Below are 394 nucleotides of genomic sequence, written 5' to 3' on the forward strand. Positions count from 1 at the left end.
TCACGATCCGGCCGGCAACTTGTTGATGATGGACCGCCCCGGTCCCGTCACCGTCAAGGGCAACCGCCTGCTGCTGGACGGCGACCGGCACTACGACTACGACGCCTTCGGCAACCTGATCCGCGAACGCCGGGGCAAAGCCCACAGCCTCGTCACCGAATACCGCTACGACAGCCAGCACCGTCTGATCGGCCTCACCACCCCGGACGGTCGCGAAACCTCCTACCGCTACGACGCCTTCGGCCGACGCATCAGCAAGACCGTGGACGGCCTGACCACGGAATTTTTCTGGCAAGGCGACCAACTCGTTGCCGAAAGCAGCCCGCGCCACCACCGCAGCTACCTCTACGAACCCGGCACCTTCCGCCCCCTGGCCCTGCTCGACGGCAAAGGC

1 protein-coding gene is annotated in these 394 nt (G+C 66.0%); it reads left to right on the forward strand.

From position 1 onward, the window contains the following. Positions 1 to 394, forward strand: a 394-nt coding sequence (locus tag ACLEJQ_RS25790; protein ID WP_440799928.1) for a hypothetical protein, incomplete at both ends; no start/stop codon positions are given.

The sequence above is a fragment of the Pseudomonas sp. SMV71 genome (assembly GCF_052042015.1).
Taxonomy (GTDB): Bacteria; Pseudomonadota; Gammaproteobacteria; order Pseudomonadales; family Pseudomonadaceae; genus Aquipseudomonas.